The following is a 24,035-nucleotide window of genomic DNA, read 5'->3' as shown; positions in this document are numbered from 1 at the left end:
GCATTGTAGAAAACCAATTTTATAGTTAAATTTGGAGCATAACTAATTTTAATTCTATGAAAAAAATCGTTTTTTCAGTTTTGTTCAGTGCAGTAATGGTGCTGCAAGCGTATGCTCAAATTCAATCTCCTGAGCAATATTTGCCTAACTATGGCAAGCAAATTTCGCATTACCATCAAGTTGAAAACTATTTCAAACAGCTTATTGATAATTCTTCTGCCATTGTAAAACATAAATACGGAGTAACGGCTGAGCAAAGAGATTTAAATGTTTACTATATTTCAACCCCAGAAAACTTAGCGAATCTTGAAGAAATCAGGACAAATAATCTGGCATCAATTGGGCTTTCGCCAAAGAAAAATCAAACTGTAGGTGATAAAGTCATTGTCTGGTTGAGTTTTAATGTTCATGGCAATGAGTTTGCTGGAACAGAAAGTGCGATGACTGTTGCTTATGAATTGCTAAATCCTTCCAATACAACAACCAAAAAATGGTTAGAGAATACCATTGTAATTCTAGATCCGTGTATTAATCCCGATGGATATTCTCGATACGGTAATTGGCTAAGAGAAATTTCCGGAAAGAAAACACATCCTGAACTATCCGATAGAGAACACATGGAGGATTGGCCAGGCGGAAGATTCAATCATTATCTTTTTGATTTAAATAGAGATTGGGCTTGGCAAACACAGCTAGAGTCTCAACAACGCATTGCTTTGTACCACCAGTGGATGCCTCAAGTTCATACTGATGTACATGAAATGGGGTATGACTCTCCTTATTTTTTTCCTCCGTCAGCTGAACCTTTACATGAATTTATTGAAAAATATCAGCGGGATTTTCACCAAACTTTAGGTCAAAACATTTCTAAAAAATTTGATGCGCAAAACTGGATGTACAACACAGGAGAACGTTTTGACTTGTTTTACCCAAGTTACGGCGATACTTATCCTACGTACAACGGAGCTGTGGGTATGACCCTAGAACAGGGCGGAATAGGAGCTGGGCGCGCAATACAAATGAGTAATGGATCTATATTGACCATTAAAGATAGAGTAGCACATCATGCAACTGCGGTTCTAACAGTAGTCGAGTCGGCTTCTAATAAAGCAGAGGAATTACTAAAGGGTTTTCGTGGATTTATGAACAATTCCAGAAAAACAGTTAAGGGAGCTTACAAAACGTATGTCATGAAAAGCAATCCAAAATTAGTTCAAATGACTGATTTACTTTCAAAAAACAAAATTGAATTTAGTTTTGCTGTAGCAAGTGCAAAAACAATAGGTTACAATTATACCACAAAGAAGGAAACCAGTTTTACAATAGAACCTAATGATTTAATTGTAAAAGTGGATCAACCAAAGGCAGTATTGACACAAATTCTTTTTGAACCCAATCAAAAACTAAATGATAGTTTGTCCTATGACATAACGGCTTGGGCTTTGCCACTTGCTTATGGAGTTCAAGGTTATGCTGTAAAAAATGATGTAGCCATTTCAACTAAGACATCCGTAAAAACTCCAGTTCGTGAAGTTTCAAAAAATGTATATGCTTTTCATATTCCTTGGAATAACAGAGTTTCAGCGCAAGTTTTATCGGTTTTACATCAAAATAATATTAAAGTTAGAACAGCTGCAAAAGAAGCCATTTTTGGCACTGTTACTGTAGCTCCGGGAGGATTAATAGTGACCAAAACGGATAATCCACAAATATCAAATTTTGAACAAACCATTTCTAATTTAATCAAAGACAAATCTGATTTTAATACTATTTCAACAGGTTTTTCATCGAATGCTAGGGATATTGGTGGTGAAAATTTTAGTCTTTTAAAAGCTCCGAAAGTGGTATTACTTTCTGGAAAAGGAGTGAGTCCAACAGAGTTTGGAGCCACTTGGTATTATATGCAAGAAACATTAGGATATCCTGTGAGTGTTGTTGAAACCAATAATTTTAACAGATTGAATTTGGCTTCGTATAATACAATGATTTTAGCAGATGGCTATTATGATTTTTCTGAGGCACAGCAAAAAAAAATATCAGAATGGATTAACAATGGCGGAAAAGTGATCGCCATGAATAATGCTATTTCCCTTTTTGATGGAAAAGAAGGTTACGCTTTGACACCATTTGCAACAGAAGAAGAAAAACTTTTAGCAGAAAAAGAGGCTGATGAGGATGTTTTATTAGAAAGAACACTTGATTATCAAAATGCAGAGCGTAGGTTTATTTCTAAAGCAATTCCAGGAGCAATCATTGAAAATAAATTAGATCAATCACATCCTTTAAGTTTTGGACTAGGAGATCGCTATTTTAGTTTAAAAACAGATGATAAACGCTATTCATTATTAAAAAATGCATCTAATGTAATATATGTTCCTACTGATTACAAAAGTTACGGATTTGTAGGTAGTAAAATCAAGAAAAAACTAAATAATACAGTAAGTTTTGCAGTAGAATCAAAAGGGGCTGGATCCGTTGTATACATGATTGATAATCCCTTGTTTAGAGGTTTTTGGGAAAGTGGAATTCTCTTATTTAGCAATGCACTATTTCTTGTGGATTAATCACAAGAATATCTTTTTACAAAAAAAGCACGTTGATTCGTGCTTTTTTTGTTTATTAAAAAGGATAACCAATAGCTAGGTTGAAAATTAAATTTTCTTTTCTCCATGGACCACTACCAAAATTGATTTGGTCTAAAACCCAACGGTTCTCTGAGGGTAAATTTGGTTTTCGTAAAGGAAAAGCAAGATCAGTACGCAATACTAAAAAAGACAAATCAAAGCGTAATCCCGCACCCGCTCCAACGGCCATTTCACTCATAAATTTATTCGAAAATTTAGCGCCTGGTTTTTCTGTATTTTCATGTAATAACCAAATGTTTCCTGCATCAATAAATAAAGCTCCTTTTACGAGTCCGTAAATTTGTGCACGATATTCTGTATTGAACTCAAGTTTAATGTCACCTGATTGATCGGGTAAAAAAGAATTTGTATTTTGGTTTTCATTTTTGAAACTTCCTGGTCCTACAGATCGAGCTCTAAAAGCACGTAAACTATTGGTTCCGCCAATGAAGAATTGTTTAATAAAAGGCATTTCTCTTGAATTTCCGTATGCAATACCTGCGCCCGCAATGATTCTGGTTGCCAATTGGGAATTTTCTGAAAATTTATAATAATGCCTAAAGTCATTTTCTATTTTGATAAATTGACTAAAAGGAACATCAAATACGGTAATTGGGTCTTCTTTTTTTGCATTTGCACCTGTGGCTAATCCTGCAATATTTCCAGCTAAATCAACAGTTCCTTTGTAGTAAAAGGTATTTTTTCTACGTTTTTGAGTAGTATTGGTATACGTATAAGAATAGGTAGGACCAAAAATCAATTGTTTTTCGATTACTTTATTTAAAGATGGATTTTCTGCAATTTTTTCTAAATACAATTCGGTAACATTCTGAGGACTTGCGTATGTTATTTCACTAACATTAAGTTGGTGTTCTTTTCTTTCGTTTTCTTTCCAAAGGTATCCAAAAGAGGCTTTGAAGGTTTGCAAAGAATATAGTTTTGTTCTATTTTGAAACTCATAGCCTATTGTTGCTTTCGTTTTTGGTACAAAACCTGAAGGCGATTTAAATTTAAAAGGAGCGATAATTCTGGGCCAAATTAAATTAGCTTCAGTACCAAAACGGTATACATTAAAGCCATTGTTTTGTCCAGAAACTTGTACTTCAACACCACCAAATGCTGAAATAGTTAGCAACTCAGCACCTCTAAAAGTGTTGCGATTGCTCCAGTTTAGGTTTAATTCTGTCCCGGTATAATTGGCTGAATTGGTTTTACCCAAAAGCTCTAATTGAATAGATTTTCTAGGTAATGGTGTTAGATAATAATAAGCATCGAGATAATTTCCTGTAGTATCCGAAACTTTGAATTGATTTTTTACAAATTTAAAAACGCCAAGATTAACTAGTCTGTTTAGAGATAAATTATGATTGGTACGGTTGTATAAATCCTCTTTTTTAAAATACAAAGCTCTATCAAAAATGCGGGGTTTAAATAAATTTTCGGGATCAATAATAGCGCGTCCATTTTGTTTTTTAATGGTATCAATTTTTAGGGCTTTGTTTTCAGCATCAAGAGTATAATTAGAAAACACTACTATTTTATTTATTTTGTAAGGTGTTGTTGCAAGTTTTGATGCATCAGATTTGATTTTGACTATGAGGTCTACTTTATTTTTTGCAACAGTTGAGTCTACTTGAACAATAATATTGTCAGGATTAAAGTAAAAAAAACCTTTTTCTTTTAATCTTGCATCTATCCTAATTCTTTCCTCTTTTATGACCTCTAAACTGTATGGATCTCCTTTTTTTAATCTGGATCTTCGTTGCGTATTGTGTATTTCAATTCCTATTTTTGAGGAGTCTATTGGGAACTTTACTTCATTAATTGTATACTGTTTTCCTGTAGTTACCGTGTATGTAGCGCTAGCTTTTTTATCACTACGTGTTGAATCGGCTTTGCTTTTTCCGTTAAAGTATCCATTATTTTCAATGTAGTTTTGCAAGACACTTTTGTTATACTCTAAATCAACTTGGCTATATAATACAGGCGGTTCTCCCACTTTATTTTTAAGCCAGTATCGCAATCCTTTTTCTTTTTTTGGAGTTCCAGCAAGGTTATAAATGTATAATTTTGGTTTTAACCCTAAGATAGATTTATTGGGCTTGGGTCTGACTAATGCTTCTAAATTGTTTTTGAGTTCTTTTCTTGATTTCTTAGTACTGTCATTTTTTTCAATAGTAACATCGGCACCTGTATACAACAATTCACCTTCAGGTAAAAAACGGGTGTTGCTACAGGATTGAAATAGCAGACATAAAAAAAATAAGTTTATAATACCTTTCCCTTTCATTACGATTCGTTTTGTAAAATAAAGACTATTTTGATTTGTAAGTACGGCTTTATTTATGATTTGAAATTATTTTTTTGATCCATTTTTTCGGAATAATTCACTGAACTTGTTGTAATCCATTGTGATTACAAATGCAACTCCAGTTTCTACAACTTCACCTTGAAGTGCTACTTGGTATTTATTGACACGATAAGCTCTTACTTTGTATCTTCCATCTTTTGTAAGTTGATAATCTATAGAAACATCACCAGCAATATTATTTGCATTTTGATTGGCTTGTTGAGAACCTTCAATACCAAAACTGCTTCCTACGGTAATTTTAAGTCGGTCATTGAGTAGTTTTTTGGAAACACCTACACTCAAATCAGTTTTGTTTTGACGTTGTCCTGATGTGAAATCTTCAGTTGTATTTAAATCAAAATTCAATTCGATACCTTGAATTAAATCTCCTGCCAAGTTGTTGAGTTGTTGCGATAAAATTTTGCTAGCGCTTTCTCTAGCTAATGAAGAAACGGTTGTACCACCGTTTTCACTAGTAAAAGGATTCTCCCCAATAAAACGATTTAATAACAACAACGCAAAAACTTGCTTGTTCAACTCATCTTGTTGTTCTCTTAATTGACTAAGTTTAGCTTGAGTGGTATTAATAATTTCAGTAGAAACATTGTTGTTGCCATCAGGTAAAATGATATCAAATGAAATGTTGGGTTTCATTAGTTCGCCATTCATTTTTAGGGCTGTTTCAAAAGGAATTTTTTCTTTGTATGTATTTCTTACCGTAGCTGTTATGTCACCCAATTGATCGTTTACTAAATCAATAGGCGCAGCATTAGTTTTATAAATAGCTGTAATATTAATATCTGCACTAGTTGGTTCGCCAGTCCATAAAATGTAACTACCTTCTTTGATATTGAATTTTCGTTTAATACCGTTAAAATTCATTTCGTAGCTTCCTTCATTCAACTCATATCGACCTGTTAAGTTCGTTTTCCCTGATGCATCTATGCCGCCAGTTAATTGAGCCTCGCCTTTTAATTTTAAATAATCTCCATTTGCTTTGTCAATAACCAGTGAAAGCTCTGCATCTTTATCTATCTCAATATTTACTGATGCATTAATACCTTTTACGGTTGATTCACTACTTATAGTTTCAAGATTTGTATTCGTAATTATTTGAGGATTATCATGATCAATAAATTCAACAATTCCCTCTCGATCAGCAATGGATGGATCAGATTGTGGTAATACAATGGTAAACTTGGTGTCCTTATTGATTTTTATTGTACCATCAATTATTGGATTATCAATACTACCAGCTATCCTGATGTTGTTATCCAGAAATAATTCACCGTAGTATAAATCATTGTCTTTTGCTTTTGAATTTACTGCTTTAAAATTTTTAGCATCAACGGTTAGATTAAATCCGAAATTACTAAAAGTGGAGGTGTCAATTGTACCGTTAACGTTCAAATCATTGTCATTTTCATCCTTTATGGTAAAGGTTTCAAAAACAATTGTGTTGGGTTGAAAAACTATTTTATCATTAATAGATTTGAATTTGGCATTAAGTGGGGTAACCTTAAAACCAACATCGTTAAAACCGATTTCACCTTGTACATTAGGTTGGCTTGCACTTCCCGTAATCGATAATTTTCCGTTTAAAAAACCAGTACTTTCCGTTAGATTATTTAAAGTAAATCCTTGAATACTTTTAAGATTTAATTTATCAATAATTAAATTCATATCAAAACTACTGTTGGTAGTTTTATAATTCCCCTCTAGATTTACTTGATTCCCTTGACCTGTGATTTCTACGATGGCATCATACTGATTTGTAATGGTGTTTTTTACTTGAAGTTTTACATTGCCAATAGTATCTTTTTTGAAGGTAAAATTCTCAACACTTAAATCAGAAGTGAAAAGGGGTGATGTGTTTATATTTCTTATTTCTGCCGTTCCATTGATTTTTCCACTAAGTTGTAAGTCCTTTTTCTCCACAAAACTTGTAATGGTGTTGATATCAAACTCCTTAAAATTGACTTGTACTGGCGCGTTTGCCAAATTAGATTCTGATTGAACTTGAATGGTACTTCCGTTGTTTTTAAGATTAAAATTATTAATAAACAAGCCTTTAGTTAAACTGCTAACTACGTTTTCTTTATCAATGGTCCACGGTTCATAATTCAAAATTAATTTATCAGGATTCAATCGTATTTCTGTACCACCATTTTGAGATTGAACAGTACCTGCAATGAGGTAGCGTTCTTCTTCTTTAGTGTTTTTTAACTGAAGTGCATACGTTATGATGTTATTTTGAATATCCCCAGTTAGCTCTGTATGCGGAAGCTCAAACTGTTCGTTTTGGATATCATCAACAATAAAATTATAAAGCAACTTTTTATCTTGTGTATCCAGTTTTAAGGTAGCGTTTGTAACAGTAATGCTCTCATAAACTAGTTTTGGAATGGCACCATTTAGCACAATCGAATCATTTACACTGTTGTAATTACCTGTAATAGTTATCGGTTCAAGACTTTTAATTTGAGGAATCAATTGCATCACAATTGGGCTATCCTTGATTTGAACCTTAAAATCAAATTGCTGATTTTCTTTAGTTTTCTTTTTCGCTTTTTTAGGAGTACTATCGTAATAAGCAGTAATCGAATTGGTAATAGCAGTTCCTATTTTTGATAATTTGTATTTCCCTTCTAAAAACGCATCCATGAAAGGTGCTTTAACTTCAATAGAATTTTTTTGAGCGGTTGCTATTGCATGAACTTGAATAGAATCAATAGTATAGTTTTCTTTGGCATTGGTAACATTAATGTGATGAGCAGTTAATGAACCATTTAGATAATCTAAATCCCCCGATTGGATGTCTGCATCTACAATACCTCGAATTTTTAAAGGTCCCGCATGTAAATTCAGTTTTTCTAAATCAGCAATATCTACATTTAATTTTATTTTTCCGGATGGATATTTATCTTGAAATCTACCATTACCTACTAAATTAAATGTCAAATTAGGGTCTCTAGCCACTGCTGTAGCGTTAAAATTACCTTTTTTGACAGACCCTTTTATAGCTATATTTTTATACGTATACTTGTTAAAATACGCTTTTTGAATACTTGCATTAAGAGCTACTGTTGCTGTTTTTGGGTTGAAACCAGTGCCTTTGATGGTGGTTTTTAGGGTGATTTTACCAATGGAGTCGTTCTTGATAAATTTTCCCAAATCAAAGTTTACAAAATCAGCTTTGGCATCATATTTTTCAAAGTTTTTGCGACTTTGATCAAATTTGGCTTTGATATTTGCATTTCCATAACTACTTATGAGCTTCAAATCAGTCAAAAAAGTAGCAATAGTTCCCTTAAAAGTACCTGTAACAGTCATTCTTGCAGGTAATTGAATGGTGTTAGGAATAGTTCCTTTGGGTACAAAATTATTGATGTCTTTTTGACCAGACTGAAATTTTTTAATATTAATGTCAAAATAGGTTTTATCAACATTTGGTAAACCAATTATTGTACCGCTTGCTGCCAGTGAAGTTGAGCCTATTCCACTGATTTCCATTGACGGAATTGTTATATTTTTTACTTTTCCTTTTACCTTTCCGTTTATAGAAATGACTGCTTTTGGATTACTTTTAAATGGATTTGTAGAAGCTAAATTAGGAACAAATAAAAGAATGTCTTGAAAACCAATACTACTTTTGGTAAGGTTTGCTATCAAACTCAAATCTCCAATGTTTTTTGAAATAGTAGCAAGTGATGAATATCCTATTTGTATTTCATTTTTTATTTCGGTTTGAGGAGTTTTTAAATACAGATTTTTGATAAAAGCATTTTTATTCCCATAGAAAAAGTCACCGTTTAGCGCCGTAATGTTCAATCCGCTTTTATCTCTTGCAGATAAAGATTTGAGTTCACCTGCTATGTTTTCAGCGTTGTAATTGAGAACTTCTAGGTCTAGATTCAAGTTTTTGATATCTAAATGATTGTAGTCTAATCCTTTTGGAGTAAAAGCAACGTTATTGTTATCATATTTAAAATTGATTCTCTTAAAAACACTCTTTTTTACTTTTACATCCCAATTGTTTGCGGTTTTTGAAGGCATTGTATTTTGGGTAACTATTTTTTTTATTTTACCTAATTCTAAAGCACCTTCAACACCAGTTAACTCTAAGTTTTCTAAAATAGCATATTGATTGTTCAAGTCTATTTTATCTACTTTGGTGATCAATTTTTTCACGTAGATATTGGTAGCCAATTTAGATTCATGGCTTTTGTATTCAATTTTTATTTTACCAAGGTCTACATCACCAAATTTTAATTTCAAAGGATTTTCTGTTGCATTATTCTCTGTTACTTTGCCTGATTTTTTTGTAGAAGCAATGCCTTGAATTAATTTGAATTGCAAACCATTAACCTTGATTTTAGGAATGTCAAAGTTCATTTGGTTTAAATCAAATGTTTTAATGCTAGTTTTGAAATGATTGAGATAGGTTGCAATTTCATTATTTGAAATAGCATCAGAATAGTGAAAATTAATTCTATCCAACTGAATTTCTTCTACTGAAAATTCCATTGGGGCTGAATCAGTCTTTTGTTTTTCTTGAGATGCAAGGGCTTTAATAATGTAGTCAAAATTAAAATTTCCTTTGCTGTCTTTTTTTATGTACGCCGTAATACCTGATAAATCAACACTATTTATGTCTACTTTATTGTTTATAAGTTGAAATAAACTGATGTTTACAGCAAGAGTATCTCCAGCGAAAAGAGTGTCTTTTTTTTGGTCTTCAAAGTATACGCCCTTTAATATAACTTTCTTTGGAAACCCTATTTCTAGACTGTCAATCACAACCTTTGTTTTGATTTTTTCTTCAAGATAGTGTACCGCTTTGTTCTTGGCATAATTTTGAACGGAAGGAATTTGTATCACCAAAAACAGTATTAAAAATAGGGATATCAAGGAGCCAACTGTCCAGAGGAACACTTTTAAAAGAATCTGTAAATATTTTTTCAAACGAAGTTTTTTATCTATCAAAATCATGTGATGTATGTGCTAATGCAGAAACATAAATGTCTACAAATATCGCTACAAAACAACAATTACCATTATATAATTGTATAAAATAGTTATATAATTCTTTCAAAAAAAGTAGAGCAATTGTTTCTAATTTCCATTTTCAAGTTGAAGACGTAACTGTTATGCTTAAATACTTTGGGTGAAATATTCAAGGAATGTAATTCACCCAAAGGAAATAATTGTGTTTGATAAGAACGTATTATTCTTTTGGAAAAACACTCAAAGCTTTTTTGGCCAATTCAGGTGTAGGCAAAGCTAATTTTCTCAGTTTAATATCCATCCAAGCACCGTCAACGGTTATGGTTGCACAAACTTGATCGGCATCATTTCTAAACTCGTGAATAATAGACCATCTTGAGCCGTCTTCATTAACTTGAGAACTTCTGGTATGCATGACAATTTTGTCTGAAAGTTTGATTTCTTTTCTAAAAACACATTCTTCTCTAAACAAAATTGGACCAAAGCCTTGTGCTTGCATTACTTTCATGGTTAAGCCTAGGCTTTCTAGTATTTCAATACGGTGTTGTGCTCCAAAATCATAATATGCACTGTGTCTTACATGAAAGTTAGGATCAAGATCAGACCAACGAAAGGACAATTCTTTTATAAATACGCTCATTTTTAATCGGGGGTTTTTGTTTTTAAAATGGATTGCTAAGGTGCGAAAAAGTTTTTAGAGTATTCATATTCTTATTTTACAATTACATTCTGAATTTACTTTTTTAGGAAATATGTTCTTTTTAAGTGGTTTTGCGTGAGTGATGGTAGTGGAAATCCTCCCTTTTTTTGGGAGATTGAGAACGTACAGTACGACCTCACCGCAACGATAGTGGAGGTGAGGGCACGCCCAAATCATTTTTGTAACGTTTATATTCTTGAAATTGCTTTTAACTAAAAATTAATAAACGTTTGTAAGCTGTCCTTTGAAAATGATGTAATTTTATGTTCTATGAAAAACGATAATAAAAAAGGATTTTATTTCAAGCAATACGAAGCACCTTTCCAGTCTCCGTTTGATAAACTCTTTGGTATTTTCAAGGAATTAATCACGCATACTTCGGGAGATTTTGATGAGGCAATTGACTGGTTGCGAGAATTAGATGTAGAGTATAAACTTACTGATGCGTCCTATACCATTGATGATTTTGTTGAAGATTTAAAGAAGAAAGGCTATATCCGGGAAGAGTTGAAAGAGGATGGAAGTTCCGGACTGGGGATTACAGCCAAGACCGAGCGCGCTATAAGGCAGCAAGCTCTGGATAACATTTTTGGAAATCTTAAACGCTCTGGCAGTGGCAATCACAAAACTAAGCATGTAGGTAATGGCGATGAGCATACAGGAGAGTTTAGAGAATTTCATTTTGGTGACGGACTCGAACGCATTTCTTTGACGGAGAGTTTACGTAATGCTCAAATCAATAATGGTGTTGGCGATTTTATGCTCACCGAAAATGATTTGGTAGTTGAGGAAACTCAATTTAAGTCGCAAATGAGTACAGTTTTAATGATTGACATCAGTCACAGTATGATTTTGTATGGCGAGGATAGAATCACGCCTGCCAAAAAAGTTGCCATGGCACTAGCCGAATTAATCACCACGCGTTATCCCAAAGACACCTTGGATATTCTTGTTTTTGGTAACGATGCTTGGACTATCGCCATACGAGATTTACCCTATTTAAAAGTAGGTCCGTATCACACCAATACGGTTGCGGGCTTGCAACTAGCCATGGATATTTTGCGCAGAAAGCGTAATACAAACAAACAAATTTTCATGATTACAGATGGAAAACCAAGTTGTGTTCGTGAAAAAGATGGTTCGTATTATATGAACAGCAACGGTCTTGATGAATATATTGTGGATAAATGCTACAATCAGGCGCAACAAGCCAGAAAATTACACATCCCCATCACTACTTTCATGATTGCTAATGATCCTTATTTGCAAAAATTTGTGAATAAGTTTACAGAGTCAAATCAAGGAAAAGCCTTTTATACAGGATTAAAAGGATTGGGCGAAATGATTTTTGAAGACTACGAGACCAATAGAAAAAAGAGAATAAAGTAATTTTGGGCGTTTCCCTGCGGGCCGGGCTATTCGTTTCAATCTTTTTTGAGTCCCGATAATTTCGGGACTCAAAAAAGGATTTACACTGCTATCCCTAACGCAAACCCCAACAAATAATCAATATAAATTTCAATAGAAAAATAGATGAATACTATAAAAACATTAGGAGAATTAAAAAAATCAGGATACGAAAGCAAAAGCATTAAAGATGAATTGCGATCGAACTTAAGAGAGAAAATAAAATCAGGAAAACCCACTTTTGAAGGAGTTCATGGTTTTGAGAATACCGTAATTCCAGAACTTGAACGTGCTATTTTATCCCGTCATAACATCAATTTATTAGGTCTTCGCGGTCAAGCCAAAACGAGAATGGCTCGCAAGATGATTGAATTGCTTGATGAGTACATTCCGTTTGTAACAGGTTCCGAGATCAATGATGATCCGTTGCAGCCAATATCTCGTTTTGCCAAAGATCTTATCGACGAAAAAGGAGATGAAACTCCAATATCATGGTTGCACAGAAGCGAACGTTTTTTTGAAAAGCTAGCCACTCCAGATGTAACAGTTGCCGATTTAATAGGTGATGTAGATCCTATAAAAGCAGCGAATTTAAAATTATCGTATGCTGATGATCGCGTGATTCATTTTGGGATGATTCCAAGAGCGAATCGTTGCATATTTGTTATCAATGAGTTACCTGATTTACAAGCAAGAATTCAAGTAGCCTTGTTTAACATTCTACAAGAAGGAGATATTCAAATTCGCGGTTTTAAATTAAGAATGCCGCTGGACATGCAATTTGTCTTTACCGCAAACCCTGAAGACTATACCAATCGTGGTAGTATTGTAACTCCATTAAAAGATAGAATTGGGTCACAAATCCTGACGCATTATCCTGAAACCATCAAAATTGCTAGAACTATCACAGAGCAAGAAGCAAAACTGGATGTTACACAAAATGACATGGTGTATGTACCCTCATTGGCAAGAGATTTATTAGAACAAATAAGTTTTGAAGCTAGAGAAAGTGAATACATTGATAATAAAAGTGGGGTGAGTGCCAGATTGAGTATCACAGCTTTTGAAAATTTACTAAGCACTGCAGAAAGAAGAGCATTAAAAGCTGGTGCAGATAAAACTACTTTGCGTTTGTCTGATTTTATGGGAATTATTCCAGCCATTACTGGAAAAGTTGAGCTTGTTTATGAAGGAGAGCAGGAGGGAGCTGCTGCCGTAGCACAACACTTATTGGGTGATGCCATTCATACTTTCTTTCCAGCGTATTTCCCTAAAATTGAAAAACTAGAAAAAGAAGGTGTCAAAAATGCGTACACCGATATCATAGAATGGTTCTTTGCCGAAAGTGGTTTTGAATTACTTGATGATTGCTCAGATGAAGAGTATGAAAAAATTCTAGGCGGAATAGCACCATTGGAAGTTTTAATTAAAAAATACCAACCGCAAGTAAGTCCAGAAGATAAATTTTTCATGATGGAATTTATACTTTGGGGATTGGTAGAATACAAGAAACTAAGTAAAGATCGTTTTTCCGAAGGATATCAGTTCAAAGATATTTACGGTAGTTTTATCAGTAAATTATAAATGCAAAAGGGTTTAGTTTTAACTAAACCCTTTTTTTTATAAAAACAGCCTTTGTAATTTTATTTCATCTACCTTGCTACGTTGACTGTATTTTCAGTCTTTCCCAAAATTAAAATGGAAAATTCCTTTGAGAATTTGATATCGAGTTATGTTAAAAATAAAGTAGGTATAGCAGAGCATTTTTTGACTCCAGAACTTTCAGATCATTTAATACAAAACATTCTTAACTTAAATGAACGAAGTTTGCTTACGGCTGCTGGCATTGGCAACTCAGATAAATTGCTTTATGATGGTGCTATACGGAGTGATTCTATTTATTGGTTGGATAAAAAGCACAATAATGTTTTTGAGAATGAATTTTTTAAATTAATTGAAGCCTTCATTTTATACTTAAATCAAAGTTGCTATGCTGGAATTACAGGTTATGAATTTCATTATTCCCTGTATGAAAAAGGAGATTTTTACTTAAAGCACTTGGATCAATTTAAAAGCAATCCTAGCCGAAAATTTAGCATGATCAGTTATTTAAATGCGGACTGGAAAGTTACAGATGGCGGTGAGCTAATGATACATCAAAACGATATTGCTCAAAAAATTGCTCCTACTCTGGGAAAAACAGTTTTTTTTAAGAGTGATGAGCTGGTTCATGAAGTATTGGAAACAAACTGTCCCCGCATGAGTATTACAGGATGGCTCAAAAGAGATTAGGTTGCTATTTTTAAAATTGATACTTAAATAGTAATTTTGAGGAAAAAACATGATTTATCTTTTACTTAGTGTAGTTTGTAGTGTTACCGTAGGTGTAATTTTTAAATTATCTAGACAATACAACTCTAGTGCTATTCAAATGGTAGCAACTAACTATGCGGTTGCCATACTTTTATGTTTCTTTTTTTTCGATTTTAAATTTACTTCTTTATCCACTGCTCCATGGGCATTGTATGTTGGTATTGGCTTTTTATTACCAACAGTTTTTTTGTTTTTGGCAACCTCAATAAAACAAGTGGGAATTGTAAAAACCGATGCAGCTCAAAGACTTTCTTTATTTATTCCTATTTTGGCAGCTTGGTTGATTTTCGATGAAACTTTTAATTCGTACAAACTTGTAGCGCTAATTATTGGTTTTCCAGCTATACTTATGATATTGATGAAACCTGTATCAAAAGAAAAAACAAATTTGACTTACCCATTATTAGTTTTACTAGGTTTTGGAATCATCGATATTCTTTTCAAGAAAATGGCACTTTATACAACGATGCCTTTTACAAGTTCATTGGTTGTCGTTTTTTCTATAGCATTAGTTATTATGCTGCTGGTGGTATGTTATGATACAGTTGTAAACTCATCTAAAATAACTTTAAAAAACATTTTGTTAGGTGGTCTTGTGGGTGTGTTTAATTTTGGGAACATCCTTTTTTATCTCAAGGCGCACCAAGTATTTACTGCAAATCCATCTACTGTTTTTGCAGGAATGAATTTAGGAGTTATAATTTTAGGAAGTGTTATAGGTGTTGTTGTTTTCAAAGAAAAGTTGTCTGTAAAAAATTATCTAGGTTTACTTATTGCTTTAATTGCGATACTCTTAATTGTGTTATCCCAGCAATCTTAAGTTTTTATAGAAAATGAATTTGAAAATTTAGATTGTAATCTTTTATAAACTTCTAAGGGTCTAATGTTTAATTCACGAAACATAAACCAAAAAACAATTAAATATTCAATAGCAATAAGCATTAAATTCTCTTTGAATATTTGACCAGAGTAAGCAAAATAGCTCAATACAACTGTAAAACTCCATACAATTGGGAATTTATATTTTGTGAAAACCGAGACTAGAACAAGATTTATCACATACCACGGATGTATTGTTGTAGATACAAAAAAGTAAATACTTAGCACAAGTAATATACTTTTTAATAATTCGGGTGTGGTTTTATTTTTGCCAAAAAAGGACTGTAAGATGATAAAGAATACGATTAGAATTGGGATAACTTTTCCGGTGCTATGAATGATATTATACCCTTTATAGTAAAAACCTATTTCTCTGATGATGTAATAGAAACTGGCATTAAATTCAAAATTTACAAACCATAAAGCAATTGTATTTGAATAATTCGCAACCATTGCGGTTGATAAAAACGGCAAGAAAAGTAGTATGTTAATGCCAATAACTAAGGCATAAAATACAAAACTTTTTTTCCATCCTAATTTTTGAAAAAATAATGGAAGTAGTATAAGTGGCAAGAGTTTAGTTGCAATTGATAAGGCTATTGCTACTGCAGCCGTTTTCCACTTGTTTTGGTGTAATAAATAGATACCCCATATGAAAAAGAACAGCATAACACCTTCAAAATGTAAATTTCCTGTGAGTTCTATAAGTACCAATGGATTTAATATGTACCAGTATATTTTATACTTTTCGAAACCCATTGATTGTAATAATCTTGCTCCAAAAATAGCTGTACCAAAATCGGCTGCAATGATAATGCATCGCAAAACAACGGTTGCCACAACTATGGATTGGGTACCAAATATGCCCGCGATCACAAAAAAAAGTTGGTTAATCGGTGGGTAATTTGAAAAATGAGACGCACTGAGACTCCCCATAGATTTAATTAATTCCTGTGCCTGAGCAATATTAAAATTGGGGTTAACAATTAAATCATTGGGTAAATTGGTGTAAGGATTAAATCCTTCTAAGAGTATGCGCCCGTCCCAAATAAATCTGAAGAAATCCTGAGAAAGATTAGGTAAGGCAAATGCAAATAGGATTCTTAAACAAAGGCCTAAACCAAGTAAATAGCTGGCGTTTTCTTTTTGCTCCTGAATGATTTTTACAAACGAGAAAAATAAAACACCAAATAATAAAAGTAAAACAACAAAATCTTTTCGCTCCATGAAATAGCCTATGTAGGTATAGCATAGAGCGCTCAATAGTGTATAAAGTTTACATGAGTTACTAAGTGCTTTCATTTTGCGTAAGCGAATAAAATTTTAAATAATGGAATTACATTTTAGTTTCCAATTCGGAAAGAATTAACAATCACAAACCCATATCCAAAGGACAGCATAATATGAAACGGAAGTAATCCATAGTCATTTAATTGAATTCCACTATAAATCCCAAAAAGGAAATAGAGTAGTAGCAGGCTTTCAATGATGATATTTTTTGATATCTTTTTATTTATATAAGTGTTTTGTTTCCATTTCTCTTTTAAGCTTTCAATGTTAAACTTAGGAGTACGGATAAAATCACTTTTTTTTCCAATAAGCCCTTGAACAACTGCAATGGTATTATGAAACGTAAAACCCATGGCAATGCTATAAAATGTAAAAAATAAACCAATGTATTTGATGAAATTTACAAATCCTCCACCATATATTTTTTTGTAGGTAAACCAATAACAAGTGAAAAAAACAACTGAGGTAAATACAAAAAATGCTAAAATTTTAAAAAAAACTTCCAGTTGCGGGAACCAACTTTTTATAAACAAAACAGGTACACTAAACAGTGCCATTGTAAAAACAAATAAAAACATAGAACTATTTAGTAAATGAAGTAAGCCATGAATTTTTGTTTTAAAATTGATATTTGTTGCGCTAATGATACGCTGATTCATTTTTACAAAATTTTCAGCGCCACCTTTATTCCAACGAAATTGTTGAGAACGGGCAGCACTTATAATTACGGGTAGTTCTGCGGGTGTAACTACATCAAGTAAATATTTGAATTTCCAGTTTTTTAATTGTGCTCTGTAACTTAAATCTAAGTCTTCGGTTAAAGTATCGCTTTCCCAGTTTCCAGCATCAATAATACAAGATTTTCGCCATACACCTGCAGTGCCGTTAAAATTTATAAAATGAGACTGTGAATTTCGGCCTACTTGTTCTAATGTGAAATGAGCATCAAGTGCAAATGCTTGAATTTTTGTTAATATGGAATAATCTCTATTTAGGTGTCCCCATCTAGTTTGTACCACACCAATTTTTGGATCTTTAAAATGCGGAATAGTTTGCAACAACCACTCTTTTTGTGGCACAAAATCAGCATCAAAAATTACAATAAATTCGCCTTCAGCAGTTCTTAAACCTTCTTTCAGTGCACCTGCCTTAAAACCGATTCTATTGCTTCGGGTAATGTGTTTTATGTTTAAACCAGTTGCAGCTAATTCATTTACAATATGAATATTTTCGGTTAAACTTTCGTCAGTGCTATCGTCTAATACTTGAATGTCTAATTTGTCTTTTGGATATTCTAAATTAGAAATAGTATGCAACAAGCGTTCTACCACATATTTTTCATTATAAATAGGTAGTTGAATGGTAACTTTTGGAATTTCATTTGGGTCATTAAAATCAAATTGATTCGATTTTAAAATTTTCTTAGAACTTTTAAGGTAATTAACCAATAAGTTCAATTGAGAAAGGCCGTAAAAGAAGATTAATATAATAGATACACTATAAAAAAATAGGATGATGTAAGATAGTACTAACATATTATTTGAAAGCGTATTTAATGATCCAACTAATAATTTTAACTCCTGCCATAATAGTCCCTTTTACAGTACCGGATACTTTTGAAACTCCAATTCTATTTTTGTAGCGAACAGGGATTTCAGTATAGCTGATATTTTTTTTAAGTACTTTCAATTGCATTTCAACAGTCCAACCATAGGTTTTGTCTACCATGTTGAGTGACTGTAAAGTATCATATCTTATGGCTCTAAACGGACCTAGATCAGTAAATTTAGATCTAAAAAAAAGACGCATTAACACAGTGGCTAATTTATTTCCAAAAATTTGTTGTGGTGTCATTGAACCATCTTCTCTTAACTCAGGGACTCTTGCGCCAATGACAAAATCAGCCGTGTTATTTAAGATGGGAGCAATTAATTTAGAAAGATCTTCAGGATAATCTGAGTAGTCACCGTCAAGAAAAACAACTATATCGGGTGTGTTGGGAGTAGTATTTATGTAATCAAGACCTTTTAAACAGGCATGACCATATCCTTTTCTGTTTTCTGATAATACAGTAGCGCCAGCTTTTTGGGCTACCGCTACTGTCTGATCAGTGGAGTTGTTATTGACTACAATAATTTCTGACACATAACTTGGAATTTCATGAATAACATGTTCAATAGCATGTTCCTCATTATATGCGGGTATGATTACTTTAATTATTTTCATTGTTTTATGGATTGTCTTTTTTATAACTCGCTATTGATGTCCATTCTTTTATTTTTAATCCGGCATTGTATCTTGCAGCTTTGTAAATTTTACCATCGTTGTAAAAAATACTTAAACCATTTTCAAGATTGTTATTAAATTCAATTTTTCTTTGAATTTTACCGTTGACATCATATACAATCCACCACTTTGTTTTTTTATCATTAAAGTAATGTCCTTCTTCTTTTTTGTTACCGTTTTTATGGTAAAAGAACCAGTAATCTGTTTTTTTATTTAGGTTGATCCAACCTTCAGAACTTATTTTTCCATTATCGTAATAATTTTTTAAATATGTTTTTTGTGCTTGTACAGGTGTAAAACATAGTAAAAAAAGTACTGAAATAATATAATATATTTTTTTCATATAATTCTATTTGCCCTACACAGCGGTAGGGCCATATAGGATTATATTTTATTTAAATTCCAATCAAAATCGTAAGTTTTTACAGTTAATTTATTATCAATTTTTTTCTCTAAAAATAGATTGATAAAATCAATTTCATTAAAATAGTTTACTGCAAAATCTTTTTTGTACCATTCGAATATTTTTGGTAACTCAATAGTTTTATTTTCTTTGTCAACATAAAAGTAATATTTTGAATTAATTACTAATGTGGCTCTTGATTTAATTTGCTCGTCTACTGTTGTAGGTAAATAAGCAGTGTTTAATAGTGGCGCTCCACCATTTGCTGCACTTGTTAATGCAAAATGAATAGCAGGGTCAAAAAACAAATCTCTCAAGATTACATTTTCAATATCATCTAGAGTTAGTTCTTGATTACCTACTAAAAAAGTTTCAGTACTAAAAAATCCTGGAACTTTTTCAACTGACTCAATTGGGAATTTATCAACGACACTTTTAATGACACGTAAATTGTATACATTAATCCAGAATGCTTTTGCTACTTTTTTATCGCTAAATTTAGTGTCTAGTTTTTCTATATTACTCAAAATATAAACAAGTTCTCCAGGACTTTTTTTGATTGAAAAGTAATCTACTTTACCCTCTGGAGTTACATTTTTCTTCAAGAACATCGTTGCCTGTTCAAAAAATAATTCTGTTGTTTGAGCTTTTGAAATCAATGTCAAGCCAAAAAAACAAAGCGTTAAAATAATTTTTTTCATTTTGAAATTCTTTAATTAGTATTGGTTATAAAATCTATTTAGTTTAAAATTTAATTTTTAAAGTTGTCAGTGAATTTTCATCAATAACGTATTATTATTAACTTATTAATTATAAATATTTTAACTTATATAACTAAAAAATAATGCTACGGAGATGCAATTCATTTTACAATTTAGAATTCAGTACTTCAAACTCTATTCCAAATTTTGCGCAAAGATATAATAATTATATAGACAATCTAAAATATTGTTGATTTAGCTTTTAATTCGACAATTCCCAATATTTCAATGAACTTATATTAAATAAATACTCATTTATTTATCAATACATTCACTTTCTTTAAATGATAACATGTACTAATGGATCCAATTTGACAAAGTAGACAGTACTGTTTCACTTTATAGGTTCATTTACGAGAGTTTAACATTTTTAGTTTTTTTCATTTTCTATTTGTGATAGCAAATACTTATTTATTTAAAGTAGTTAGTACGCTATTGCTTTGTATTTTAATGTATTGGGCAGTTATAAAAATACTCAAATAAAATATCACTATTTGGTTTTTTTTCTAAAGTATATTGATGTCGCTGAAAGGCTTGTATTTACCTTTATTAACAGTTAACTTATAAAATATGTATTTGTTTATTGTTATTTTTAATTAATACATTTTTTTGAGTTGTTTATTTAAAATTATATGTAATTAATTTGGATAATCATTTTTTACATCTATATTTGTGCAATCGATTACATTTTATATTTTTATTTTTTTAAAGTTTAAATAGTTATTGGTAAAATGTTTCATCGCTCAATAATCAGGAATTAATATAATAAATCATATCTACAACAATATGAATCAAAAAAGTAATAAAATTGGAAGCTATCGTTGGTCAATTTGTGGATTGCTATTTTTTGCAACAACAATTAATTATCTAGACAGACAAGTTTTATCCTTGACTTGGAGTGAATTTATAGCACCAGAATTTCATTGGACTAATAATGATTACGGAAACATAACAGCTTTATTCTCTATTTTTTATGCGGTTTCATTGTTGTTTGCAGGTCGTTTTGTGGACTGGATGGATACCAAAAAAGGTTTTTTGTGGGCTATCGGAATTTGGTCATTTGGTGCTTGCTTGCATGCTTTTTGTGGTATTGCCACTTCGGGAATTATCACTGGCAATTGGTTTGTGGGATTTGAAGGCGCAAAAGAAACTTTAAAAACAGTCAATGACACGGGATTAATCATAAATGTTAGTGTAACCTTATTTATTTTTGCCCGATTTGTTTTAGCGGTGGGTGAGGCTGGTAATTTTCCTGCTGCAATAAAAACTACGGCAGAGTATTTCCCTAAGAAAGATAGAGCTTTTTCAACCAGTATTTTTAATGCTGGTGCAACAGTAGGTGCCTTAGCAGCTCCAATCTCCATTCCGTTTATTGCTAAAGCATTTGGTTGGGAAATGGCTTTCATAATTATTGGTGCACTTGGTTTTGTATGGATGGGTTTCTGGGTTTTTATGTATGATAAACCTGAAAAGCATCCTAAAGTTTCACAAGCGGAGTTAGAATACATTCAACAAGATGATATTGCCGATAGTAAACTAGCGGGCTATGTTCCTGAGACTACAACAAAAGTTTCTTTGAGTGATTGTTTTAAATATAAGCAAACTTGGGCATTTGCTTTTGGAAAATTCATGACTGATGGAGTTTGGTGGTTTTTCTTATTTTGGACACCAGCCTATTTAAGTTCTGTTTATAATATGGATTCAACACAATCAGCATTGCCATTGTTTGTGCTTTATATGATTACATTATTATCAATTATTGGTGGTTGGTTGCCTACTTATTTCGTAGAAAAGAAAGGAATGAATCCTTATGAGGGCAGAATGAAAGCCATGCTTATATTTGCTTTTTTTCCACTTTTAGCACTCATAGCGCAACCACTTGGGCATATTAGTTATTGGCTTCCAGTAATTATTATTGGGATTTCAGGAGCGGCACATCAATCGTGGTCTGCTAATATTTTTACAACTGTGGGAGATATGTTTCCTAAAAAAGCCATTGCTACCATAACAGGAATAGGTGGTCTTGCAGGTGGAATTGGATCGACATTAATAAATAAAGGTTCTGGAGTTTTATTTGATTACTCAAAAGAAACGAATATGATTTTTATGGGTTTCAAAGGTATTGAGGCTGGATATTTTATTATTTTTTCAATCTGTGCTGTGTGTTATTTAACGGGCTGGATAGTAATGAAGTCGTTGGTTCCTAAATACAGTCCTATTACCTCTCTGTAGTTCAAATTAAAAATATTTATAAACTATGTTGCCAAAGTTTTATATTATCAAGTACCTTTGTGCAATCGATTACATAAAAAAATAATACATGACAAATTTTTCTTTTAGATATGCAACCAATCCTACTGATTTTAAAAAGTATGGAACCGATGAATTGAGAGAACAGTTTTTAATAGAAAATATATTTGTTCCTGATGAAATTCAGCTTACGTATTCCATGTATGATCGGTATGTTGTTGGTGGAGTTATGCCAGTACAATCAAGCTTAAAATTAGAAACAATTCCGTATTTAAAGTCTGAAAACTTTTTAGATAGGAGAGAATTGGGAATAATCAATGTAGGTGGAGCCGGAGTTGTAACCGTTGATGGAGTTGTCTATGAATTGAATACTAAGGAAGCACTTTATGTAGGCCAAGGTTGTAAAGAGGTTTTTTTTGCAAATGCTGATGGACAACAAGCCTTGTTTTATATTAATTCGGCACCAGCGCATACTTGTTATCCAACTAAAAAAATTGGTAGAGAAAATGCAGAAATCATTCCGCTGGGAAATGAAATTACAGCTAATAAACGCATTCTAAATAAGTTGATAGTAAATAGTATTGTACAAACCTGTCAACTTCAAATGGGACTAACAGAGTTGTTACCGGGTAATGTTTGGAACACCATGCCCGCTCATACTCATGATCGCAGAATGGAAGCTTATTTTTATTTTGATATTCAAGCTCCGCAAACAGTGTGTCATTTTATGGGAGAGCCACAAAATACAAGGCATCTTTTTATGCAAAATCACCAAGCAGTTTTATCACCAGAGTGGTCTATACATTCAGGTGCGGGTACAAGCAATTACTCTTTTATTTGGGGTATGGCAGGAGAGAATTTAGATTATGGAGATATGGATATTGTAGCACCTAATGAACTAAGATAATACCTATGAATTTATTTGATTTAAAAGGAAAAAGAGCTTTGATTACCGGTGGAACCCACGGATTAGGTTTGGCTATGGCCGAAGGTCTCGCTCAAGCTGGTGCAGCACTTGTCATTACAGGAACAACACCCTCTAAAATGGAAGAAGCTCTTAACTATTATTCACAAAAAGGATATACCGTTTCGGGTTATTTATTTGATGTTACGGATGAGAATGCAGCAGCAGAAAATCTTGAACGCATTACAAAAGAGCAAGGTGAAATTCATATTTTAATAAACAATGCGGGTATTATTAAGAGAGAATTAGCTGTTAACATGCCTATTGCTGATTTTAGAAAGGTGATTGATGTAGATCTTGTTGGTCCGTTTATTATGTCTCAACTTGTTGCTAAACAAATGATTGAAAGACAAGAAGGCAAGATAATTAACATTTGTTCTATGATGAGTGAGCTAGGACGCAATAGCGTATCTGCTTATGCTGCTGCAAAAGGTGGACTCAAGATGCTTACTAGAAATTTAGCTACAGAATGGGCAAAGTACAATATTCAAGTTAATGGGATTGGTCCGGGATATTTTGCCACTACACAAACAGAACCTATACGCGTAGATGGTCATCCGTTTAACGATTTTATAATCAACAGAACACCAGCTGCACGTTGGGGAAATCCTGAAGATTTAGCAGGTACAGCTGTTTTTTTAGCTTCAAAAGCTAGTGACTTTGTAAACGGTCAAATTGTATATGTAGATGGTGGAATTTTGGCCACTATTGGGAAACCTATAAACGAAAATTAATTCAAAA

Annotated in this window: 16 protein-coding genes; 8 read left to right on the top strand and 8 right to left on the bottom strand. The window is 32.5% G+C overall.

Features of this window, described 5'->3' with window-relative positions; all coding sequences use genetic code 11:
* Positions 1 to 56: 56 nt before the first annotated feature.
* Complete coding sequence (locus IQ05_RS08550; RefSeq protein WP_144892002.1) at positions 57 to 2,564, top strand: M14 family metallopeptidase; 2,508 nt, start codon at positions 57 to 59, stop codon at positions 2,562 to 2,564.
* Between the two features lie 55 nt (positions 2,565 to 2,619).
* Here IQ05_RS08550 and tamL read toward each other — a convergent pair whose 3' ends face one another.
* The 3 genes from tamL to IQ05_RS08535 form a co-directional block, all read right to left on the bottom strand.
* Positions 2,620 to 4,914 carry a translocation and assembly module lipoprotein TamL gene (gene tamL / locus IQ05_RS08545; RefSeq protein ID WP_144892000.1) on the bottom strand — a complete coding sequence of 765 codons (2,295 nt, stop codon included), beginning with the start codon at positions 4,912 to 4,914 and terminating at the stop codon, positions 2,620 to 2,622.
* A 66-nt stretch (positions 4,915 to 4,980) separates the two neighbouring features.
* The gene (locus IQ05_RS08540) at positions 4,981 to 9,966 is read right to left on the bottom strand and encodes a translocation/assembly module TamB domain-containing protein (protein WP_449404240.1); all 4,986 of its coding nucleotides are present in this window, start codon (positions 9,964 to 9,966) and stop codon (positions 4,981 to 4,983) included.
* A gap of 235 nt (positions 9,967 to 10,201) precedes the next feature.
* Positions 10,202 to 10,621: an acyl-CoA thioesterase gene (locus IQ05_RS08535; RefSeq protein ID WP_086453496.1), complete on the bottom strand. Its 420-nt coding sequence runs from the start codon at positions 10,619 to 10,621 to the stop codon at positions 10,202 to 10,204.
* A gap of 330 nt (positions 10,622 to 10,951) precedes the next feature.
* Between IQ05_RS08535 and IQ05_RS08530 the strand changes: the two genes are divergently transcribed.
* From IQ05_RS08530 to IQ05_RS08515, 4 genes are all read left to right on the top strand, one after another.
* A complete protein-coding gene (locus tag IQ05_RS08530; protein WP_144891996.1) occupies positions 10,952 to 12,070 on the top strand; it encodes a vWA domain-containing protein in 1,119 nt (372 codons plus the stop codon).
* Positions 12,071 to 12,214: 144 nt separating this feature from the next.
* The gene (locus tag IQ05_RS08525) at positions 12,215 to 13,672 is read left to right on the top strand and encodes a magnesium chelatase (RefSeq protein ID WP_144891994.1); all 1,458 of its coding nucleotides are present in this window, start codon (positions 12,215 to 12,217) and stop codon (positions 13,670 to 13,672) included.
* Positions 13,673 to 13,786: 114 nt separating this feature from the next.
* Positions 13,787 to 14,380 (top strand): 2OG-Fe(II) oxygenase, encoded by a 594-nt coding sequence (locus IQ05_RS08520; protein WP_144891992.1) that lies wholly within the window; start codon positions 13,787 to 13,789, stop codon positions 14,378 to 14,380.
* A gap of 49 nt (positions 14,381 to 14,429) precedes the next feature.
* Positions 14,430 to 15,281, top strand: a complete 852-nt coding sequence (locus IQ05_RS08515; RefSeq protein WP_144891990.1) for an EamA family transporter — start codon at positions 14,430 to 14,432, stop codon at positions 15,279 to 15,281.
* On the opposite strand, the gene mptB is transcribed toward IQ05_RS08515, so the two are convergent.
* From mptB to IQ05_RS08490, 5 genes are all read right to left on the bottom strand, one after another.
* Complete coding sequence (gene mptB / locus IQ05_RS08510; RefSeq protein WP_244289549.1) at positions 15,278 to 16,567, bottom strand: polyprenol phosphomannose-dependent alpha 1,6 mannosyltransferase MptB; 1,290 nt, start codon at positions 16,565 to 16,567, stop codon at positions 15,278 to 15,280. The two genes, IQ05_RS08515 and mptB, sit on opposite strands and share 4 nt — an antisense overlap.
* A gap of 116 nt (positions 16,568 to 16,683) precedes the next feature.
* Positions 16,684 to 18,165 carry a cellulose synthase family protein gene (locus IQ05_RS08505; protein WP_144891988.1) on the bottom strand — a complete coding sequence of 494 codons (1,482 nt, stop codon included), beginning with the start codon at positions 18,163 to 18,165 and terminating at the stop codon, positions 16,684 to 16,686.
* Between the two features lies 1 nt (position 18,166).
* Positions 18,167 to 18,856, bottom strand: a complete 690-nt coding sequence (locus IQ05_RS08500; RefSeq protein WP_144891987.1) for a glycosyltransferase family 2 protein — start codon at positions 18,854 to 18,856, stop codon at positions 18,167 to 18,169.
* Positions 18,857 to 18,860: 4 nt separating this feature from the next.
* Complete coding sequence (locus IQ05_RS08495) at positions 18,861 to 19,259, bottom strand: toxin-antitoxin system YwqK family antitoxin (RefSeq protein WP_144891985.1); 399 nt, start codon at positions 19,257 to 19,259, stop codon at positions 18,861 to 18,863.
* 41 nt (positions 19,260 to 19,300) lie between these two features.
* On the bottom strand, positions 19,301 to 20,020 hold the full coding sequence (locus IQ05_RS08490) for a DUF547 domain-containing protein (RefSeq protein WP_144891983.1): 720 nt from the start codon (positions 20,018 to 20,020) through the stop codon (positions 19,301 to 19,303).
* A gap of 846 nt (positions 20,021 to 20,866) precedes the next feature.
* On the opposite strand from IQ05_RS08490, the gene IQ05_RS08485 reads away from it, so the two are divergent.
* The 3 genes from IQ05_RS08485 (at position 20,867) to IQ05_RS08475 (ending at position 24,028) form a co-directional block, all read left to right on the top strand.
* A complete protein-coding gene (locus tag IQ05_RS08485) occupies positions 20,867 to 22,312 on the top strand; it encodes an MFS transporter (protein WP_144891981.1) in 1,446 nt (481 codons plus the stop codon).
* A gap of 88 nt (positions 22,313 to 22,400) precedes the next feature.
* A complete protein-coding gene (kduI, locus tag IQ05_RS08480) occupies positions 22,401 to 23,237 on the top strand; it encodes a 5-dehydro-4-deoxy-D-glucuronate isomerase (RefSeq protein ID WP_144891979.1) in 837 nt (278 codons plus the stop codon).
* Between the two features lie 5 nt (positions 23,238 to 23,242).
* The gene (locus IQ05_RS08475; RefSeq protein WP_144891977.1) at positions 23,243 to 24,028 is read left to right on the top strand and encodes a gluconate 5-dehydrogenase; all 786 of its coding nucleotides are present in this window, start codon (positions 23,243 to 23,245) and stop codon (positions 24,026 to 24,028) included.
* The last annotated feature ends 7 nt before the right edge of the window (positions 24,029 to 24,035 follow it).

Origin of the sequence: Flavobacterium tiangeerense (genome assembly GCF_007830355.1) — a bacterium.
GTDB classification, from domain to species: domain Bacteria; phylum Bacteroidota; class Bacteroidia; order Flavobacteriales; family Flavobacteriaceae; genus Flavobacterium; species Flavobacterium tiangeerense.
The sequence above is the reverse complement of the archived record's forward strand: the minus strand, read 5'-3'. Positions and strand labels throughout refer to the sequence as shown.

Excerpts from the sequence above, each read along its gene's own strand:
- IQ05_RS08550 (WP_144892002.1), top strand. The coding sequence starts at position 57 with ATGAAAAAAATCGTTTTTTCAGTTTTGTTCAGTGCAGTAATGGTGCTG.
- tamL (WP_144892000.1), bottom strand. The coding sequence starts at position 4,914 with ATGAAAGGGAAAGGTATTATAAACTTATTTTTTTTATGTCTGCTATTT.
- IQ05_RS08540 (WP_449404240.1), bottom strand. The coding sequence starts at position 9,966 with ATGATTTTGATAGATAAAAAACTTCGTTTGAAAAAATATTTACAGATT.
- IQ05_RS08535 (WP_086453496.1), bottom strand. The coding sequence starts at position 10,621 with ATGAGCGTATTTATAAAAGAATTGTCCTTTCGTTGGTCTGATCTTGAT.
- IQ05_RS08530 (WP_144891996.1), top strand. The coding sequence starts at position 10,952 with ATGAAAAACGATAATAAAAAAGGATTTTATTTCAAGCAATACGAAGCA.
- IQ05_RS08525 (WP_144891994.1), top strand. The coding sequence starts at position 12,215 with ATGAATACTATAAAAACATTAGGAGAATTAAAAAAATCAGGATACGAA.
- IQ05_RS08520 (WP_144891992.1), top strand. The coding sequence starts at position 13,787 with ATGGAAAATTCCTTTGAGAATTTGATATCGAGTTATGTTAAAAATAAA.
- IQ05_RS08515 (WP_144891990.1), top strand. The coding sequence starts at position 14,430 with ATGATTTATCTTTTACTTAGTGTAGTTTGTAGTGTTACCGTAGGTGTA.
- mptB (WP_244289549.1), bottom strand. The coding sequence starts at position 16,567 with ATGGAGCGAAAAGATTTTGTTGTTTTACTTTTATTATTTGGTGTTTTA.
- IQ05_RS08505 (WP_144891988.1), bottom strand. The coding sequence starts at position 18,165 with ATGTTAGTACTATCTTACATCATCCTATTTTTTTATAGTGTATCTATT.
- IQ05_RS08500 (WP_144891987.1), bottom strand. The coding sequence starts at position 18,856 with ATGAAAATAATTAAAGTAATCATACCCGCATATAATGAGGAACATGCT.
- IQ05_RS08495 (WP_144891985.1), bottom strand. The coding sequence starts at position 19,259 with ATGAAAAAAATATATTATATTATTTCAGTACTTTTTTTACTATGTTTT.
- IQ05_RS08490 (WP_144891983.1), bottom strand. The coding sequence starts at position 20,020 with ATGAAAAAAATTATTTTAACGCTTTGTTTTTTTGGCTTGACATTGATT.
- IQ05_RS08485 (WP_144891981.1), top strand. The coding sequence starts at position 20,867 with ATGAATCAAAAAAGTAATAAAATTGGAAGCTATCGTTGGTCAATTTGT.
- kduI (WP_144891979.1), top strand. The coding sequence starts at position 22,401 with ATGACAAATTTTTCTTTTAGATATGCAACCAATCCTACTGATTTTAAA.
- IQ05_RS08475 (WP_144891977.1), top strand. The coding sequence starts at position 23,243 with ATGAATTTATTTGATTTAAAAGGAAAAAGAGCTTTGATTACCGGTGGA.